An 18,865-nucleotide genomic window follows, 5' to 3' on the forward strand; every position below is an offset into this window, starting at 1 on the left:
TGACTGTAAGGTGAGTTATTGAATCAGACCCGTATTCATCCTGCTTTTATTTTCAGAGAACGACCACGTGCTGACCGTTTCTCCTTTAAATTCGATTTCCAGTGTTTTGGCCTGCGTCTGTGAGCCCCCTGTCAGCAGCCCAACAACGGGAATGAATGTGGTGGCATCAAACTGATTGTTGTCCATCGAATAAGTCCATTCTTCATTGCCACTATCAAGTGTAGTTTTGGTTTCGGGCTGACCGAATGCGGTAATGATTTCTGATTTCGTTGTTTTATTTTTGATGATTTTCGACTGCAGACTTTGTGATGTTTCTTTTTTTAGATGCTGGTTGCCTGATGTTGAACAGCCAGAAATAAGTAAAGAAGAAATAAAAAAAACAGAAATCATGAATCTGTTCATAAGTTCTCTCATATTAATTTTTTATGTTTGCGATGGTGTGAAATTAATATCACCGTATAAAAACAACTCTGTCTGCATATTTCTTTTTAATAATGCAGATAAGAATAATGACGCTGGCAAAAAACGTAATGACTGAGACAGGAGTACTGCCGGTCAATGAAAATACTAACCAGGCGAGAGCTAATGCCACGAATTGAAAAAGGAATGCCACACTGAGTGGACTTTCACCATAGGCCACTTTTGCATGGCAGCCTTTGCAAATCCGCACGCCGTGCGGGTTTTGTGTAAAGCAGAAGGGACAGCTAATCGTTTTATTATCCATCATGACTCCGTGGCCTGATTTAAGGTGATGTATTTTTGAACATTTTCGATGAATGATCCGCTTTAGTAAAATTGCTTGTACCGATCGATGGATCTCTCTTAATAGGTTATAGCTATCATAACTAGTTTATCGATCTATATAAACGATCAATATTTTGTTGACTATCACTCTGTTATGGACTAGTTAACTTATGGTGCAGGATGGTGGTTGTTTTTAACTAATTGTTCTTTAATGGAATTTGTTGTTGTGGAATGACAGTGTGTTAGAAGATGGAGGTGCAGGATTTGGTGGAAAGGATGTGCAGTGGCATGTAACAGAGACATGCCCCTGCGCCTGAGAAGCGCCACAATATGGCCGAGCAATACAAGCCACGAATACAGACGACGCTGGCGGGGTATCTGACGAGCTGTATTATGCAGTTTGCTCCTGAGTTTAATGACACTCACTGTTTCCTGTTGTCTTTCCTGACGCATTTTTTCTTCAAGCTGAAGGATTTTCTCCAGAATCGTTTCCCGGTTTGCCGCCTGTTCTTCAGACTCGCATGATGGCACTGGCACTGGCACTGGCACTGGCACTGACGCAGTTGTAGGTTTTTTTGGCTGCCGTGCTTCTTTCAGTAAAGTCAGATGTTCCGGCGTAAAATCAACCAGTGCTTGCAGGGAAGACCAGCCATATTTTTTACCCAATTGAGAGGCTTTAAAGGCTATGCCCTGGTACTGAAATGAAAAACCATTCATTTTACCCGTTGTGGCGATATTGGGTTTGCAGCTCACGCCTTCCTGTCCCAGTAAACGGACAAATGTTAGTAAATCGGGGCGGCGGGTTAATGCATTGTCGATCAGGGCCTGCAACTGTGACTTAGGGCAGGGAGCTGCTGTTCGTTCTGCCATCATCAGCTCATTGCGTGAGGATTTTCTTTTAGCCTGAGGGCGACTACTGGTTGCAGGTGTTGTTTCAGTGAGTCCGTGTATTCGCTCCAGTTCGCTGATAATTCGGGTGCTGACGAGATTTTCATTTTTCCCCAGGTACAGCTTTCCACCGACCATGTTAATGCGACTTGCAATGATATGGATATGCTGCCCGTCGGCATCGTCGTGAAGGATATAACAGCGAAGATGTGTGTCAGTGAATCCCATCCGGGTCATATAATCGTCAGCGAATGCCGCCCACTGTCTGGTTGACAGACTCTCACCCTTTGGCAGGCGAAGCGAATTATGCCATACAGGTTTGGCGACATCGGGGCGCAGCAGCTGGGTGCTTTTAAATTCACTTATAAGCTCAGTAGCAGTGCTGCTCGTCATGTTTCCACCGATAACATAAGGCGTGATTTTGTGGTGAGACCCTGACTTCAGGCTATAGAGAACCACACCTGTGAATTGTTTACCCCTTTTTATTTTCTGCATGCCTTTCATCGGCCTGACTCCAGAAAGGTTGTAGGAATAAGGTGATCTCTGAGAGTTTTGATTTGTCTACGTAGGGCAAAGAGTTCTGTACGGGTCAGTTCGCTGTCAGGGCTTTTGCTGTCGAGATGACTCAGTAGGTGGTTTAAATCCTGTGAAAGGCTGCCAAGTTTAATCCATGCTTCACGATTGATTTCTGGCAGAACCGGCGGGAGTTTATTCAGGGAAGCCATCCTGAGCCATTCTCCTTTTTTAAACTGACCTCTTTTACTGTCGAGAATAATTAACTCTTCTGCATTTAATCTGACACTGATGCAGTGATGTCGTATTTCATTCTCAGGAAGTTTGTCAGTATGAAATTTACCGCGTTTTGATACTCTGGTTATATCATCATCATTACTCATGTCACTGTTCATAGTTATCCTTTTATTGCATGTTTATTACTACAGATAACCGATGCCGTGAATAAGTCAAGCTGTTACGTGGTAAATAATACAATTGGTTGGGTTAAAAAAGGTATACCATTTGACAAATAGTATACCTAAGAGGATATATCAGATTAATGATCATGAAATAAAACCTTTCAGACTAAGAAAAGGGTTGTTTACTTCAGCGCTTTAGAGTCTTTTTCGCACAGGTGCACGGGGGTGTTCTGGCTTCATTTCTTTTAACAGGTCTTTTTTCTCTCTTCCTGCGATATAAGAAAAAATCTTATCGGAGTCGGAACGCTGTCTGAGTATATCGTCGTCCATTCTGATACCATTTCGAATAAACCATTTCACTCTCTCTATGCCGGTGTAGATACCAATATGCTCATTGCGACAATTATAAAACTGAGTGTGCTTGATTTCGATATGTTGTTTGAGTTTGTTAAAGATTGATTTCATGTCTTTAACATATAGTTCAACTGTACAATGCTCTGCAAGCAGGAAATTAACACCATTATGTTTAAGTAATTTAATAAGATCTAAAGAGTGATAGTTGATATGCCTGATTAAAACAGGTGTGCTATCAATTTTTTCTATATGCCGGATAAGAGCACTGACGTTGGATCGGTAATGCCAGTTTCCATTGTCCATAGACAAATCGAGTACTGATTTACCATTATGGTCAGTATGATTAATATTGCAGCCTTTTTTTATCCAGTAGTCAAAACTATCTGTGGAATAGAGGTTGTAGAGTACAGTCTGGCCTTCATTATCAATACTGTGGATATCAGCACCTGCATTAATAAGAATTTCTGCACATTTTATATTATAGCGTTGTTGGTGGAGGCAAGATTGGCCTTGATTATTCTTGTGCTGAATATGAATGCCTGAATGGATTAATAATTCCAGAACGGTTGGATTAGTGTTACAAAACAGTGCGTTATTGCCATAATTGTCTATATGGTTTAGTTCTATGCCTGCTTCAATCAGTGCTTTGGCGGCGTCTAATTGGTCGCAATAGAAAAGGGCATTTCTACCACAATAATCAAAAGCATTAATATTTATTCCTGAATTTATGCAATTCATAACTTCCTCTCTTGTCTCACTTTGGATTAATATATTTATAATTTGTTTGGTCATGGCGCTCTCCTTTTTTAAGCTACGAATTTGTTATAAATTTCATTGTTAGCACTATACTCTTTGATTTTTACGATATCGTCATAGATCCGTGAGAAAGAAAACCATGAGATCTCCATAAATTCTCTCTTCTTATTTTGATAAATGATATTGCACCCGCGAAACTGGAATGCATTGTTGAAGGTGTCATGGTTTGCTTTTTTGAGAAAATGGACAAATGATTTAATTGTCTCTTTTTTGCTTACGTTGTAAGAGAGAAAGGTATGAATTGAAAAGAGGGTTAAGATATTCCTCTCAGTAATCATATGTCTGGAGAAGTAACAAAAGTAAAAATCCTGCTCCTCACTTACTGGTTTTCCGAATATAGAAAATTGTGGGTTATATAATCTATAGAGATCTGCGTTCTTTTTAGTTTTGGCAAGGTAGTTTGTCAGGGTTGGGTAATTTTGTTTTTTCATTTTTTATTCTCCTTTATTATTTTGGTGAAATGAATATATATTATTAAATAAATACAAATCAAATTTATTTTTTAATAATGAAAAAAAGAAAACGTTTTCCTTAATATAAAAATAATTTAACTGGATGTTTTTGATGAAGAATATACGCATTTAGCAAAAAGTGCTATTTATAAACTAAATACATTATCGATTGTTGTTTTGTGATTGTAAGGTGATGGGGGTTATTTAGTGCATTATTTATTAGGGGGCTTGATTCGCTATCGATGATTGTTTTGTATGGTAAAAACGGTTGGTGGCTGTCAGGTTTGAAATAAAGGTTTTAATGGGAAGAAATCTTTCGTCTTTTCCCCATTTTGAAGGCTGTTCAAAACGTTTTTATATTTTCAGGGTGTATATATTTCGTAGGGTTAACTCCCTGGTCTTTAGATGAGCAATAAAATAATCATTGCCAGAAGTGATTTTAGCATCTTCTTCATTATCAAGATCAATTGGATTGCTTTTTGTTATCGATGATAAGGTGCTGCCGCTCAATTTTCTGAACGAAATGAATTTTTATTTCAGATGTGTAATTGCATCCGAGTTTTCTATTCAATTGCTATGTAGATGAGATTGATTGTATCGCAAATAAAATCCAAGATGAACTCAATAGAGGTATTATAAGGCCACAGACGCGTGATACGTTTAATGTTGTTATGAAGCGAATGTATCAGGATGAAGATATTGAGGCCATCATTCTGGTATGTACAAAGTTGCCCGTTCTGTTTGCGGGTACGGAAGCACCCGATAAAGCACTGGATACAGTGTATATCCTCATTGTGACTTCGTTTGAACCACTTAATTAGTAAGAAACTTTGATGTAGATAACAATAAGGGACGTTATGCTCCGGCCCTGCGAATATTTTAAGCAATACTTTTAATGCGAACTATGTGTATTCAGGAACAGTCGATGACTGTCCCTGAAATAAGTTTTAACTCAAATCATTACCGTTCGAGGCGATTACTTTCTTATACCAGCCAAAGCTTTTTTTACGTGTACGTTTAAGCGTGCCGTTACCCATATCATCCTGATCAACATGGATAAAGCCATAACGCTTGGACATTTGTGATGTACTTGCACTGATCATATCAATCGGTCCCCACCAGGTGTAACCAAAAAGGTTAACTCCGTCGGCTATGGCTTCCTGCATCTGTTCAATGTGCAGTCGCAGGTAATCAATGCGGTAGTCATCCTGAACTTCGCCATTGCTGTCGGGAACATCCACTGCACCCAGTCCATTTTCAGCTACAAACAGAGGCTTCTGGTAACGGTCATAGAGCTGATTAAGCGCCAGGCGAAGCCCTTTCGGGTCAATCTGCCATCCCCAGTCACTTTCAGGCAGATACGGATTACGAATCCCTCCGGTGATCAGATTCCCTTTGACACCTTCCAGTTTTTCAGGATGCGCACTCACGGTGCTTGACATGTAATAACTGAAGGATACGAAATCGACAGGGTACTGACGCAATATTTCATCGTCGCCGCGTTCTTTTTGCAACTCCACACCTTTCGCAGCAAACATTCTCTCTGTCCAGGCGGGGTAAGCGCCGCGAGCCTGTACATCGCTGAAGAACAGGGAAACACGTTGCGCATCCTCGCAGGCCTGAATATCGTCAGGATGGCAGGTATGTGGGTACAGGATCTGATAGCTGATCATGCAGCCCACTTTAGACTCAGGAATAATCTCGTGGCAGGCCTTAGTGGCAAGAGCGCTTGCTACGAACTGATGATGTGCGCCCTGATACTTGGCCTGTTCAAGAGCCGGGTGATTCTCTTCAATGACACCGACGCTGACGTACGGATGATGTTTAACGCAGTTGATTTCATTAAACGTCATCCAGTATTTAACTTTGTTGCGGTAACGCTTAAAGACAGTAGTGGCAAACTGCAGATAAAAATCAATGATCTTCCGGTTTGGCCAGCCATTATATTCAGTAACCAGAGTAAGAGGCATTTCGTAATGTGAAAGCGAAACCACTGGCTCAATGTTATGCTTACGCAACGTATCGAACACCCGGTCATAGAAAGCCAGACCGGCTTCATTTGGCTCAGATTCGTCACCACGCGGGAAGATACGAGTCCAGGCAATCGACATACGGAAGCATTTGAATCCCATTTCGGCGAAGAGCGCGATGTCCTCTTCATAATGGTGATAGAAGTCATTGCCTTTGCGCTTAGGGTAGTACTTTTTGCTGGCCGGGTTCTGAGCCTCCGCCACCTGCGCATGCGTCATTCCGGCCCACTGATCAAGCCATGTCTCTTTCGGCGCATTAATATCAAAGATAAAGACATCGGAGGCTGATAAGCCTTTGCCATCTACGTCATGAGCGCCTTCCAGCTGATTAGCCGCCGTTGCGCCACCCCAAAGGAAATTATCAGGAAATGATTTAGAAAATGTCACTTGTTCCCCCTTACACAGCTGCTGCTGTCAGTTTCAAAAAAGCTTCACGTGGTTCCACTTTAGTTTGTGAAATCAGGCTGATGTCGTTATAACGTTCTGTATTGGTCACGATAATGATGATGCTCGGATCGATGTTATCCGCCTGTAATGCATCGAGGTCGAAGCTGATAAGTGGCTCACCGACTCTCACAAGCTGCTCGTCGTCAACATGACGCGTAAAACCTTTCCCGTTCAGCTTGACGGTATCGATGCCGATATGAATCAGAATTTCTGCCCCCGATTCGCTCTCCAGCGTAATGGCATGGTTGGTCGCAAATACAGAACCTACCCGGCCATTTAGCGGCGAGACCAGTTGACCGTTCACCGGGACGATAGCAATCCCTTTACCAAAGACCTCATCGGCAAAAACAGGGTCGCTCACTTCCGAAAGCGGAATAAGTTTCCCTTCTGCCGGTGCATACAGTTGTTCGCCTGCCGCAACGTTTACACGGCTAATACCCGCCTGCAAATCTTTAGACTGGGCTGCTACGATATCAGTTTCAGTAGCTGTAGCTGGCTGAACTTCAGCCGCTTCCTCAAAGCCCAGCACTACCGTCACCAGAGCGGCAACGGCGAAGGCTAATGCGATGCTGGCCAGCGCCCATCCGAATCCCTCGCCGGCAAGTGCAGGTAAACCTGACAAGCCACTTAAGGCGTACGCATATGCCTTCACGCCCATGGTCATTGCCAGGCATCCGCCTGCCGCACCGCCAATCAGTGCTGCGGCGAACGGTTTTTTGAAACGGATGTTGATACCGTACATTGCGGGTTCAGATACACCCATCAGGGCACTGAAAGAGGTCGACAAGGCCAGGGTCCGGGTCTTCTTGTTGCGGGAGCGCAGGAACACCCCGAAAGCGGCACCTGCCTGCCCAAAGTTTGCGACAAACATGAGGGGTTTGATGGGATCGAAGCCCAGGCGTGTGATGTTATTGATCATGATGGGGACGAGCACATAATGCATACCGGTAATGATCATCAGGGATAACGTCCCGCCCACCACAATCCCGGCAAGCGGGCCCATATTCTCCACAAGCCAGATGATTCCGCCAGAAAGTGAGTTGCCGATGAAAATTCCGGCCGGACCAATGAATATAAGCATCACCGGAGCGACAATCATCAGGCTCAGCAGTGGAGAAAACATCATTCGAATGGAAGCGGGAATGACACGATTAAAGAAGCGTTCAACGTAACTCAGTAGCCAGATTGAAAACAAAATCGGGATGACGGAGTTAGCATAAGAAACAGGTGAGACTGTTAACCCGGCAAAGGCAACAGGATCGCCTGATTTCAGTAACGTAGTCAGTGTCGGGTGAAAAAGAATGGCTGCCAGTGCAACGGAGAGATACGGGTTCGCACCAAATTTCAGACCGGCACTGAAGGCCAGCACCATTGGCATAAAGTAGAACACACCATCGCTGATGGCCGTCATGATCTGATAGGTCTGATTAGTGGCTGTCACCCAGCCGAAGGTGACGAAAAGAGATAAAACGCCCTTAAGAATACCGGCCCCGGCAATCGCAGGTATGATAGGAGAAAAAATGCCTGAAATGACTTCGAAGGCCAGAGACACGGGATTGCGGCGCTTTTCCTCAACCTTTTCATCCATCTTATCCTCCGCCACAAGGCGTGGGATCTCATCCTGAATTGCCCTGAGTACCTGCGTCACTTTATTGCCAATAATGACCTGGAACTGATCGCCTGACAGATTAACGCCCATAACGCCATCGAGTTGCATCAGTGCTTCACGATCGGGCTTATCATTATCTTTCAGACTGAATCGCAGGCGCGTGATGCAATGAAAAACAGAATTGATGTTTGCATCGCCACCAAGAAGCGCAATAATCCTACGCGCGGTATGTTGATAATCCACAGAAATACTCTCCAGATTTAGGGCAACAGCTGCCCGTTCACAAACGCCGGTATTAACCGGACACCTTGCTTCCTCTGGGGTTTGCCTGATTTAACAGTAACAAGCCTAAATGGAATTTTACTGACGGCTTAATACGTTGCCGATATGCACCGTCAGGTATAACTTTTCTGAACTGCTCATGGAATGGTTGTAATTTTTCGCCACAAATTCGCTAATCGCCTGAACACATTCCAGCGTCTTTTCATAACGTTTGGGCATTTGCGCGAACAGTTCTGCATCATCATTATTAAGAATCTCGCCTGCCATTACCCTCTGAGCAAAGAATTTTAAATGCGTAACAAATCGCTGATAATTCAGGCTTTGTTCGTCAATACTTATCGCAAACCAGTACTTTACGATATTCTGGATCTGGAAGATTAGCCGGGTCATCTCCATAACCTGCCCATCCGGGACATTCATGGAGGCATTCACGATATGAAGGGTGATGCTGCAGGCTTCCGCATCCGGTAACAGTTGCCCGGTACGCGAAGCGATCAACGCCAGAGCCTGCCGTCCGACCAGGTATTCTTTACGGTATAAATGGCGGACCTCCCACTCCAGTGGGTTCTGAATTTCAAGGCCCTCAGAATAACGCTTAAGTGCAAAGTTCAAATGGTCTGCCAGCGAGACATACAAGGTATCGCTCAGGGGGTATCCAAGAGAGTTTCTCGCCAGCGTAACGATGTCATCCGTCAACTGAATGATTTCTACCGGCACTTCATTAAGTAAAACCTTAAAGCGATCCGAGACTGATCCTTCTGCCAGACTGAAGGTCTTTTCAATGTTTTTTTCATCAACAATATCGCCTACTCTGGCATTAAAGCCCAGACCGCGGCCCGTCAGGATAAACTCAGCTCCGCTTGCATCGGAAACGCTGACGACGTTGTTATTAAGTACCTGTTTGATAATCATCGCCAACTCCAGAAACGCAAAACGGGCAAAACATAAGTACAGCCAGGGAAGACCCCTGTGGCTGCGTTTACGTTTTGCCCGCCGAACGGTAACAAGCTGTATAATCTCAAGAAGATATAATTCAAACTTATGAACTGTCAAGGAAGCGTAAATTTATGAGCCCACTTTCATTCAGAAGTGTGATCATTGTTTGATTCTTGCTCCAGTCTGCACTCACTGGGCGATTAACCTAACGGATCCGGCTGCCGTTAATTATAAACCGATGGTGTACAGATAAGCAGAAAGTGTAAACATAGAAAGCACTGTTGAAACCAGTACACATTTCGATGTTGTTGATGCCTCGCGACGATAGAACTCAGCCAGCATAAATGGTCCTGTACCTGTTGGTAATGCCGCCAGTAACACTGCGGTGTGAACCAGAAGAGGTGACAGGTGAAACACTTTTGTAGCAAACCACCATGTTAAAGCTGGTTGAATCAATAACTTAAGTACTACTAATAGCGTTACCGTAAAATTATCATTGTTCGTCTTTTTATCTGACTGACCGGCAAGGAATAACCCCAGTGCAATAAGTGCGCAAGGCGACGCGGCTCCACCAAGTAACTTCAGGAACACATTTATTGAGTCCGGCACGGTTAATCCCGACAGCGGAATACATATGGCGATAGCCGGAGATACGAGTAACGGATTTTTAATCAAGGACTTCGCTACACGCGTAAAAATGATGCGCCGTTTCACTTCACCCTGCAGCCCGGTTTCGATAATGATAATACCAATACCAAACAGCACAGAGACGGTCAAAATTGTGGCGATGAGTGTGGGTGCCAGGGCTTCATGGCCTAAAAAAACGATGACAAGAGGGAAACCGATAAACCCTGTATTAGCATAACCCGCGTTCAGTGCATCGATAGCTGCATCTGCAAGGTGGCGGGTGCGTCTCAGCTGAACAAATAAGGTCAGGAAAAACACCACCATCATCCCTATCGAAAAGGCACTGATAAACGCAGGCTGAGCCAGATCTGCCCACATTGCATTGGCAATGATATCGAAAAGCAAAGCAGGTAACGCCAGGTATACAACAAAGCGGTTAAGTTCAGTCAGGGCTGTTTCGCCCAATATTTTTAGCTTACGAGCTAGCCAGCCAACCAGGATGAGAGCAAATACAGGCAGGACAACGTTTAAAGTGGATAACATGTACGGAACTCAAAAGAGAAAAAAGCTACTCTAGAGATATTGACCTATATATTCCAATGCCTTTTTATATTGTTATCCATGCAAAAAAGGTATGAACAGATGTCCGATTTTAGACAGTTGAACTATTTCTTGACCCTTGCCGAATGTCTCAACTACGGCAAGGCAGCAAAAGTACTTAACATTTCGCAGCCACCTTTAAGTAGACAGATTGCTTCACTGGAGCATCAACTCGGTGTGAAGTTATTTAATCGCCATCACTATGGTGTCTCACTGACTGAAGCCGGCAGGATGTTCTACGCCGATACCCGTGCGGTCGTCAGTGCGTATGAACTTGCCTGCCGAAATGTCAGAAAAATGGCTACTGGCGAAAAGGGTAAGCTGTCAGTAGGTTTTATGATGCACGCTGCGTACTCTACACTTCCTGAACTCACTAAACAGGTGATTACGCAATTCCCCGATTTACATCTTATATTGCAGGAAGTCACACCGGCTACCCTGGTCGATGCCGTGCTGGAAGCAAAATATGATGTAGGTCTGGTTTTCAATCCGGGGCCGGTTCGTTTACTACAATGTCTAACATTGCATCGTGAAAACTTGTGCCTGGCAGTCAATGAAACTCACTCTCTTGCAGATGAAAAAAAGGTTGGCGTTGATCGATTAAAAAACGAGCCAATTATCGCTACTCCACACTCGGTTGCACCAGTATTAAGAGATATGATCGATCTTTACTTGCGCCAAGGGGGAATCGAGCCTTATTACCGACTAGAAACGCAGTTACAACAGACTATTATCAGCCTGGTTGCTGAAGGCATTGGTGTGGCAATTGTTCCAGAATCAGTAAAAAAATTACATTATGCTGGCGTAAAATATCTTGAACTTGAGCAGAGCCCAGCTATAGAACAGGTTATCATCTGGCATCAAGATAACAGTAATCCAGCCCTGAATTCTTTTACACGTCTGGCCAGAGCGATAGCTGAAAGATAGCTACCTCAACTCTACGTGAGACTTCTTTTTAAATCTTTCGGAAATGATTCAGAGAGGTTTCATAGAGCTGGATCGATCCAATGTGAATAGACTAACTAAGTAGATCTGCCATATTTTTAACCTATATTCTTACCATAATTATCGCTCAATGCACCTCAACGGTGCGTAATGAGATATTCTGCACGCTCGTAATGGATGATCTACATAATATCGCTGCATTTTTTTATGCTGTTATTATTCATTAATTATACTTCGTACCCATTCAGTTAATGCCTTAACGCCCGGCCTTGAACGGTTCTCGCGAGGCATTATCAAATCATATCCGCGCTTAGCCTGTACCTCTTTGTTAAACGGAATGGTAAGTTTTCCCTCAGCAATGTACTTTTTAACCAGTTGTTTTCTACCCATCGCTATACCGCTCCCTGTAAGAGCTGCTTCAATCGACATATGGCAGTTATTGAAGCTCATGAAGTTTTTTTCAAGAGGTAGCTCAGTTTGGGTTGCGGAACACCATTCTCGCCATTCGGAGAATGTATCCTGCGAATCAACGGATTCAGAAGCATGAATAAACCGTACTTTTTCAAACCAATTGTTATCCTGTCTGATTCGTTGACTTAGAGCAGGGGTGCAAACGGGTACCAGCCACTCATCAGCAAGCCGCTCGCAATAAAGATCAGGATATTTTTGCATGCCGTAGTAGATTGCTATATCCACACGTTCATGGTTGAAATTAATCAGTCCAGCACGAACTCGAAAATTGATATTGAGATTTGGCCAACGCAGGGCGAATTCTTCCAGACGGGGCATTAGCCAGATAAAGGAAAATGTTGGTGGTAATCCTACCGATAACGTTCCGCGTAGCCCTTGCACGCGGATGTCTTCGATTTCGTCATCAATGCGCTTTAGTGAAGACGACAAAATGCCCAGCAACCGAGCACCTTCGTTCGTCAACTGCAATTTACGCGTCAAGCGAATAAACAACCGAAATCCTAGCATGTCTTCAAGATGACGTATGCGCTGGCTGACTGCTCCTTGGGTAAGGTTCAGGATATTAGCCGCCCTGGTGAAACTCATATGAAGTGCCGCGCATTCAAACGTATGCAGTAGTGCCAGTATGTTTTGTTGTGCCAACATAGGCCTTTAGTACCTTTAATCGTCTTTACGCATTAATCCACCTAATGGATACCCTCTTAAAGATCGTTTGTCAATTACTAATGAACGGCCTTAAATGGCACCGTTAATACTCATTTAAAAGAGGTGACCCTATGGAAGGTTTGAAGATTGCTGTTATAGGTGCTGGCTCAAGTTATACCCCTGAGCTGATGGAGGGAATTATTAAACGTCAGCATGAGTTCCCGGTGCGTGAAATTTGGCTGGTCGATATTGAAGACGGGCGCGAAAAAATGGCCATCATCGCTGGGCTGACACGCAGAATGTTGGAAAAAAATGGTCTCGATATTACCGTCCATGAAACGCTGGATCGCCAGAAGGCGCTGGCTGGGGCTAACTTTGTTTGTTCGCAATTCAGGGCTGGGTGCCTGGAAGCGCGCATAAGCGATGAGCGTATTTCATTAAAATATAACATGATTGGTCAGGAAACTAACGGACTGGGCGGTTTTGCTAATGCCTGCCGAACTATTCCAATTGCACTGGAAATCGCAGCCGAGATGGAAAAACTTTGTCCAGACGCATGGTTGCTGAACTTTACAAATCCTTCAGGCATGGTTACGGAAGCGATACTTAAGCATTCCTCGGTGAAAACAGTGGGATTGTGTAATGTGCCGGTAATTATGCAGAAAGGTATTGCCGGTATGTTCGGCGTAGAGGATATCAACGAATTTATCATGCAGGTTGCGGGGCTGAACCACTTTATTTTTGCCCGACATGTCTGGTTTAAAGGGAAAGATATTATTCCGGACATAATCAGCAATATTGAGCAGGGAAATGATCCACTTATTCCGAAAAACATCCCTCCGTTTAAATGGCCAGCAGGAATGCTCAAAAACATGAGGATGCTTCCATGTCCTTATCATCGTTACTACTATATGAGTGATGATATGTATCGCCAGGAACTCAGTGAAGCAAAAGGAGAAGGTACGCGTGGTGAAGTGGTGAAGCAACTCGAAAAAGAGCTTTTTGATATTTACCGCAATCCAGAACTTGCTGAAAAACCCAAAGCTCTTGAGGGCCGCGGCGGGCAATTTTACTCCGATGCCGCCTGCGAATTAATGAGCGCAATTTACAATGATAAACGTATCATTATGCACGTTAATACGCGTAACAATGGCGCTATATCAGGTCTTCCTGATAATTGTGCGGTAGAAGTGAGTTCGATGATCACCAGCTCAGGTCCAATACCGCTCAATGTCGAACCTTTCCCGGACGATATTATGTGCCAAATTCAGCTGATGAAAACTTTTGAGCAGTTGACTATTGAAGCAGCCGTGACCGGAGACCGACATACAGCATGGCGCGGATTAGTAATAAATCCGTTAATCAAGAGCGGAGCATCCCTTGAAAAAGCATTGGATGAAGTTATTGTACATAACCGCGCGTTGATGCCTGCATTCCACACATCTAATTAAAATTGAAATAATTGACTCAAAAGGCTATCTATTGATGGCCTTTTTCTATTGCATTAAATAAAGGCAAGTATGGGCTTAGAGAGGAAGTATGTGAATCACCCTCGACAACAATACTTTGTTCTTTAACAGTAGATTTAATATAAGAAATATTATCCCAACTAAGTCATTGGTTTTAAGTCAAACATTAAAAAACATGACTTTGACTGTTTATCTCCAGGGATCATGCGTTGCAGTGTCCTGAGACTGGCCAAGTAAACGGATCATCGTGACCACAGAATGTGATGACACAAAACAGATCCTGTACTGTTCCAACGGTAGTGAGGAGATATCCTCTCCATGCTCTGTTTCGATTTCTTGTATTACCTGCACATCAAACACCGCCGCTACCTACCTGATCACGTGACGCACGTTCCGTCAGCGGCATCAATAATGATGAATTCAGAACGGGTTGGGCTCGTCTCAGAAATACGTACTTCCCTGATCATTATGTATGGGTTGTTTTCGCATGCTTTTAACAGCGATACAGTCTATGTTAAGGAACAGATCCTTTAAGGAAATACCAACAGGACTTCCCTTTTTGCCATTCAACTGTACGCTGCAGGGCCTTGTATTAAGTACTTAAACCTACTGCCTGCCACAAACCCGTTCAGTGTGTTAATTTTGCAGTCATATGCACTCTGTTGCCGCTGTATGCTTCAGTGATGGAATATTCTGCTCCGGCTTCTTTTGCTTTTGCTGCGATCTTTGCATGGGCTTCATCGAGCGTACTGCCTGTTGCGGTGACAGACTGTGCAAAGCTGGTTAACGAAACCAGTGAAAGAGCAGTGATGATAAAAACTTTATTAATGGCTTTCATGATATTTCCTCAGTTATTTAATAACACTTTGCTAAGTTAAGATACAAATGTGACGGGTTAAAAATAACCCATGGTAATTTCATTTATGTGCTTCAGTTTAATGAGATGGTTTAATAACGCTATCGTCTATGAAATTAAACAATTGCTTTATCTTCCTCATTGCTTTTAACGATAACTATTTTTCAGTAGTTAAGTAATCATTCAGTTTTTCTTCTATCTGTTTTTTGGGCAAAGCACCACCAAATTCCAGAACGATCTCCCCTTTATTAAATACTTTGAAGGAGGGTATCGAGCGAATACCATAGATGCTGGCCAGTTCGACATTTTCATCGATATTGACCTTCACAACTTTCAGCCGGGTTTCATGCTCACCTGAAAGTTGTTCGATGGTTGGTGCGACTGAGACACAGGGTGGACACCATGGCGCCCAGAAATCCACCAAAACAGGAAGGTTGTTGTTCAGTACTTCCTGTGAAAACGTCTCTTTATTAACACTCTTGACTGACATAGGATACCTCTCGCAATGCTCTTGAATGACTGCATTGTAGGTTGCAAGACAGGAAGAGTTAATTCGCAATAACGAATCAATATTAATTCTATTTCTGCATTAATTGATGGTATGGTTTATCTGCTATGGCGGTGTTTTTTGATGTTATTATTGAGGTTGTTAGATGGATATCAAAGCATTACGTTATTTTTTGCAAGTCGCAGAGACCCTCAGTTTTAATCGCGCCTCTGAACGGCTCAACATATCACAGCCCGTAGTGACACGTGTTATCGCCCAACTCGAACATGAGATTGGCACCAGGCTTTTTGACAGAACCACCCGCCGCGTTTCATTGACACCCGCAGGAACTGTTCTGCTTAATGAAGTCCGGCCTCTTATCGCACATGTTGAGTCTGTCCAGCAGACGGTTCGTCATGTTGTGGCTGAACAAAGCGGTAAATTCACGGTGGGATATACCACTCTGGCTATGCAGACGGTCACTCCTGATTTACTGCGACTTTTCAGCGAGAAGTATCCTGAAATTGAGTTGGACGTCAGGGAAATGACCACCCATGCTCAGGTCGAAGCGCTGCTGTCAGCCGAAATTGATGTAGGCTTCGTATTAACGCCGGTTGAAGATGAGGCGCTGACAGTCATTCCGCTGCATAAAGAGCGACTCAGATTAGCGGTATCCAGCCGTCACCCGCAAGCCGCTCTGGCAGGAAAAAATAAACCGCTTCCGTTGGCTGCTTTTGCAAATGAGGAGTTTATTATCCCCTGCAAAGAGCAGTTCCCTGCCGTTTATGATGAAATTATCCGACTTTGTGAGGAGGCAGGATTTCGTCCCCGCCTGCGTTCATGTGGAGAAAACCAGACGTGTGTCGGACTGGCACGAGCTGGTCTTGGCGTAGTATTCGTCTCTGGCAGAACAGAGGATATTCCTTCAGAAGGGTTAGAATTTGTTGAAATAGCAGCACCGATACCTGAATTAGAAATTGCAGTTGTCTGGCGGACACGTGATCCCTCCGTACTATTACAGCCATTCAGGGAGTTGGCAGAAATAACCATAGAAAACGGAAGCATAGATTGAATTTATGTTCAGAAATCGAATTATCGTGAATGCCTGAAGATGCCCGCAAAATAACCGGGAAACAGGGGCAAAGTGAAAAAATTAATTGGCGAATTTAAGCTGACTTCCGGAACAATTTCAGACTGAAGATTACTGACGGAAGCCAGGTTAGCCACGAATGCCTGTAGACATTATTTACAACCATCTATTCCGCAGACCATCCCCTCCATGAACATGGACTCATCTTTGGTTTCTTCCCAGACTTGTCTCAAGGCGCTCAAAAAATTCGCGGCTGGCTGTGCGCCACTGATTGCATATTTATTATTGATCACAAATAGAGGTACGCCACTTGCACCTATCGCACGAGCCTTTGCCTCATCGTCATCAACAGAATCCCTGAATACAGGGTTTTCAAGGGCACTTTCAGCCTGAGACTCTGTCATACCGGCTTCAATTGCCAGAGCAATCAATACATCCCTGTCAAAAATAGAACGCCCTTCAGTTGTGGCCGCAGAGAACAACTTTTCTGACATCTGTGTTCCGAGCCCTGCCTCACGCGCAGCAGCTGCAAGGGTATGCGCTTCACGTGTATCGCCAAAAAGCATAGTGTCAAAGTTATAGATCAATCCCTCTGATTTCCCCGTGCTTTCAATCTGGTTCATCATTAACTCTGCGCCATGCTCACCACCAAACTTCTGATACAAAGCCGATCTGAATGGAATAGGGGGGTGGTCATTTGCAATACGATAGCTGTGATGACGTACATCGACCTGTTTAGAATATTCAAACTCTTCCAGACCCTTTTCAAATCTTTTTTTAGCGATCCAGCACCACGGACAGACATAATCAGACCAGACATCTACTGAGATTCGGGGCATTAATGATTTCATTTTGTACTCTGAAGATATATGACAGGTAAAGTAAAATGCCCGGATTTATATTATCCGGGCCGACTTAATTATTTTTCGCTGTATACCGGGTAATCGGTATAGCCCTTTTCCGGAGAGCCGCTTACACCGTAATAGGTCGTGCGATCGCTTTCCGCCAGAGGCCAGTTATTTTTCATTCTTTCAACCAGATCCGGGTTGGCGATAAATGGCACACCAAACGCAACCAGGTCAACTTCGTTGTTATTCAGGCGTTCTTCTGCAATATCACGGCTGAATCCACCTGCTGCAATGATCGTCCCACCAAATGATTCACGGAAATCAGCTTTAAATTTCTCAGCGGCTTGCGGTGCGGTGACGTAGGTCGGCTGGAAATAGAGGTGCACGTAGGCCAGGGAGCGCTGGCTAAGAGCCTTTGCCATTTCTGACCAGGTTTCTTCTTCCCCGGCATAGGGGGCAAGATCATAGATGCGACCGAACGGAGAGAGTCGTACTGCGACTTTGTTGCCGCCAATTGCATCGGAAACGGCATCAATGGTCTCCAGCAGGAAGCGCTGACGATTTTCTACCGAACCACCATACTCATCGGTACGGGTATTCAGCTCACTGCTCAGGAACTGGTCAAAGATGAAACCGTTAGCCGCCATGATTTCAACGCCATCAAACCCGGCTTCCACCGCCAGTTGTGCTGACTTCACAAAATCGCGGGTAACGCGCTTCACTTCATGCGTTTCGAGTGCACGCGGAATGCTTGGGGCAACCGGGCCGGGTTTACCACTTTCGTCCCAGGCAAATACTGTTGTATTAGTCGCAGGAATGGTGCCTGAAGAGACGGGGGCAATATGACCAGGTTGTAGTGAGGTATGAGACATACGCCCCACATGCCACAGCTGCGCGAAAATTCGGCCACCTTTCGCATGGACAGCATCCGTTACCTTACGCCATCCCTCAACATGCGCATCATTATAGAGACCAGGCGTATAGAGATACCCGCGACCTTCTTCGGAAACAGGCAGCCCTTCAGTGATCAGCAATCCGGCTGAAGCACGCTGCGCGTAATACAAGGCAACTACGTCATCAGCGATGTCATTCAACGTGCGAGTACGTGTCATAGGTGCCATAACCACGCGATTTTTCAGCTCAACGCCACCGAGGTTGTAAGGGGTAAATAACGTCTTCATTGCATTCCTCATCTTAAGAGTCACGAAATTTCTGGCCACAACGACCATTCTGGTCACTCCGTCAAAAATCACCCGCAGCATTAATCATGGATGTCGGGTCAATCTTGTCAGCGAGTGAAAGTGTGCGTACCATATCAACCTACTACTAGGTAGGCAAGTGAAAATATGTTTTTT

18 protein-coding genes are annotated in these 18,865 nt (G+C 44.3%); 3 read left to right on the forward strand and 15 right to left on the reverse strand.

Annotation, left to right across the window (positions count from 1 at the left end; all coding sequences use genetic code 11):
- Nucleotides 1-15 precede the first annotated feature (15 nt).
- From CU081_RS08965 to CU081_RS09015, 10 genes are all read right to left on the reverse strand, one after another.
- Nucleotides 16-402 carry a hypothetical protein gene (locus CU081_RS08965; RefSeq protein ID WP_032720472.1) on the reverse strand — a complete coding sequence of 129 codons (387 nt, stop codon included), beginning with the start codon at nucleotides 400-402 and terminating at the stop codon, nucleotides 16-18.
- A gap of 49 nt (nucleotides 403-451) precedes the next feature.
- Nucleotides 452-724, reverse strand: a complete 273-nt coding sequence (locus CU081_RS08970) for a hypothetical protein (protein ID WP_058691571.1) — start codon at nucleotides 722-724, stop codon at nucleotides 452-454.
- Nucleotides 725-912: 188 nt separating this feature from the next.
- Nucleotides 913-2,136: a relaxase/mobilization nuclease domain-containing protein gene (locus tag CU081_RS08975; RefSeq protein ID WP_058647346.1), complete on the reverse strand. Its 1,224-nt coding sequence runs from the start codon at nucleotides 2,134-2,136 to the stop codon at nucleotides 913-915.
- Complete coding sequence (locus CU081_RS08980; protein WP_077255180.1) at nucleotides 2,133-2,540, reverse strand: ATP-binding protein; 408 nt, start codon at nucleotides 2,538-2,540, stop codon at nucleotides 2,133-2,135. Before CU081_RS08980 ends, CU081_RS08975 begins: the two co-directional genes overlap by 4 nt.
- A gap of 201 nt (nucleotides 2,541-2,741) precedes the next feature.
- Complete coding sequence (locus CU081_RS08985; RefSeq protein ID WP_045346837.1) at nucleotides 2,742-3,692, reverse strand: ankyrin repeat domain-containing protein; 951 nt, start codon at nucleotides 3,690-3,692, stop codon at nucleotides 2,742-2,744.
- A 14-nt stretch (nucleotides 3,693-3,706) separates the two neighbouring features.
- Complete coding sequence (locus CU081_RS08990) at nucleotides 3,707-4,147, reverse strand: hypothetical protein (protein WP_032720469.1); 441 nt, start codon at nucleotides 4,145-4,147, stop codon at nucleotides 3,707-3,709.
- A 968-nt stretch (nucleotides 4,148-5,115) separates the two neighbouring features.
- Nucleotides 5,116-6,585: a glycoside hydrolase family 1 protein gene (locus CU081_RS09000; protein WP_032720467.1), complete on the reverse strand. Its 1,470-nt coding sequence runs from the start codon at nucleotides 6,583-6,585 to the stop codon at nucleotides 5,116-5,118.
- Between the two features lie 10 nt (nucleotides 6,586-6,595).
- Nucleotides 6,596-8,497: a beta-glucoside-specific PTS transporter subunit IIABC gene (locus tag CU081_RS09005; RefSeq protein WP_003863490.1), complete on the reverse strand. Its 1,902-nt coding sequence runs from the start codon at nucleotides 8,495-8,497 to the stop codon at nucleotides 6,596-6,598.
- 117 nt (nucleotides 8,498-8,614) lie between these two features.
- The gene (gene licT / locus CU081_RS09010; RefSeq protein ID WP_003863488.1) at nucleotides 8,615-9,448 is read right to left on the reverse strand and encodes a BglG family transcription antiterminator LicT; all 834 of its coding nucleotides are present in this window, start codon (nucleotides 9,446-9,448) and stop codon (nucleotides 8,615-8,617) included.
- A 252-nt stretch (nucleotides 9,449-9,700) separates the two neighbouring features.
- Entirely contained in the window at nucleotides 9,701-10,642 is a 942-nt protein-coding gene (locus CU081_RS09015) for an AEC family transporter (protein WP_003863487.1), read from the reverse strand.
- 99 nt (nucleotides 10,643-10,741) lie between these two features.
- Here CU081_RS09015 and CU081_RS09020 point away from each other — a divergent pair, with 99 nt between their 5' ends.
- Nucleotides 10,742-11,626, forward strand: a complete 885-nt coding sequence (locus tag CU081_RS09020) for a LysR substrate-binding domain-containing protein (RefSeq protein ID WP_003863485.1) — start codon at nucleotides 10,742-10,744, stop codon at nucleotides 11,624-11,626.
- Nucleotides 11,627-11,860: 234 nt separating this feature from the next.
- Here CU081_RS09020 and CU081_RS09025 read toward each other — a convergent pair whose 3' ends face one another.
- Nucleotides 11,861-12,760: a LysR substrate-binding domain-containing protein gene (locus CU081_RS09025; RefSeq protein WP_003863484.1), complete on the reverse strand. Its 900-nt coding sequence runs from the start codon at nucleotides 12,758-12,760 to the stop codon at nucleotides 11,861-11,863.
- 131 nt (nucleotides 12,761-12,891) lie between these two features.
- Here CU081_RS09025 and CU081_RS09030 point away from each other — a divergent pair, with 131 nt between their 5' ends.
- Nucleotides 12,892-14,211, forward strand: a complete 1,320-nt coding sequence (locus CU081_RS09030; RefSeq protein WP_058647344.1) for a 6-phospho-beta-glucosidase — start codon at nucleotides 12,892-12,894, stop codon at nucleotides 14,209-14,211.
- 646 nt (nucleotides 14,212-14,857) lie between these two features.
- On the opposite strand, the gene CU081_RS09040 is transcribed toward CU081_RS09030, so the two are convergent.
- Complete coding sequence (locus tag CU081_RS09040) at nucleotides 14,858-15,067, reverse strand: YdgH/BhsA/McbA-like domain containing protein (RefSeq protein ID WP_003863479.1); 210 nt, start codon at nucleotides 15,065-15,067, stop codon at nucleotides 14,858-14,860.
- 175 nt (nucleotides 15,068-15,242) lie between these two features.
- Complete coding sequence (gene trxA / locus CU081_RS09045; protein WP_003863476.1) at nucleotides 15,243-15,575, reverse strand: thioredoxin; 333 nt, start codon at nucleotides 15,573-15,575, stop codon at nucleotides 15,243-15,245.
- Between the two features lie 163 nt (nucleotides 15,576-15,738).
- Here trxA and CU081_RS09050 point away from each other — a divergent pair, with 163 nt between their 5' ends.
- Nucleotides 15,739-16,644 (forward strand): LysR family transcriptional regulator, encoded by a 906-nt coding sequence (locus CU081_RS09050; protein ID WP_032445060.1) that lies wholly within the window; start codon nucleotides 15,739-15,741, stop codon nucleotides 16,642-16,644.
- Between the two features lie 170 nt (nucleotides 16,645-16,814).
- On the opposite strand, the gene CU081_RS09055 is transcribed toward CU081_RS09050, so the two are convergent.
- Both CU081_RS09055 and CU081_RS09060 read right to left on the reverse strand, forming a co-directional pair.
- Nucleotides 16,815-17,513 carry a DsbA family oxidoreductase gene (locus CU081_RS09055; RefSeq protein ID WP_032721142.1) on the reverse strand — a complete coding sequence of 233 codons (699 nt, stop codon included), beginning with the start codon at nucleotides 17,511-17,513 and terminating at the stop codon, nucleotides 16,815-16,817.
- 68 nt (nucleotides 17,514-17,581) lie between these two features.
- Nucleotides 17,582-18,691 carry an alkene reductase gene (locus tag CU081_RS09060; RefSeq protein ID WP_003863473.1) on the reverse strand — a complete coding sequence of 370 codons (1,110 nt, stop codon included), beginning with the start codon at nucleotides 18,689-18,691 and terminating at the stop codon, nucleotides 17,582-17,584.
- Nucleotides 18,692-18,865 lie beyond the last annotated feature (174 nt).

Origin of the sequence: Enterobacter sp. CRENT-193, from assembly GCF_002787395.1 — a bacterium.
Taxonomy (GTDB): domain Bacteria; phylum Pseudomonadota; class Gammaproteobacteria; order Enterobacterales; family Enterobacteriaceae; genus Enterobacter; species Enterobacter hormaechei_C.